1 pseudogene is annotated in these 527 nt (G+C 61.5%); it reads right to left on the bottom strand.

The window, feature by feature from the left end:
- Positions 1–52: 52 nt before the first annotated feature.
- Positions 53–527: pseudogene (locus ON30_RS27775) on the bottom strand (transposase); the annotation flags it as partial.

Below are 527 nucleotides of genomic sequence, written 5' to 3'. Positions count from 1 at the left end.
GTCAAGTCCAAACGCGTGGTGTAGCGGGATGGTCACCGCGTGATCGGTTTGATCAAGCGGTCAGTGCTGCGGGGTTGTCCTCCTGTCCGGTGTGATCGCTGAGGTCTCGGGATCGGGCCAAGCGTCGAGGCCGAGGTAGCGGCGGCCTTCGATCCATTCATCGTGTTGCTCGGCCAGGACTGCGCCGACCAGGCGGATGATCGATGCCCGGTCGGGAAAGATCCCGACCACGTCGGTGCGGCGCCGGATCTCCTTGTTCAACCGTTCCTGGGGATTGTTCGACCAGACCTGGCGCCAGATCTGTTTCGGGAACGCGGTGAACGCGAGCAAGTCCTCGCGAGCGGCGTCGAGATGACCGGCGACTTTCGGCAGCTTCTCCGACAGTGCATCGAGCATTCGATCATATTGAGCATCAACCGATTCGGCGTCGGCTTGATCGAACACCGAATGCAACAGGGTGCGGACCCACCGCCACGAGGATTTCGGGGTGATGCTCATGAGGTTGACGGTGTAGTGGGACCGTAAGG

The sequence above is a fragment of the Nocardia takedensis NBRC 100417 genome (assembly GCF_000308695.1).
GTDB classification, from domain to species: Bacteria; Actinomycetota; Actinomycetes; order Mycobacteriales; family Mycobacteriaceae; genus Nocardia; species Nocardia takedensis.
The sequence above is the reverse complement of the archived record's forward strand: the minus strand, read 5'-3'. Positions and strand labels throughout refer to the sequence as shown.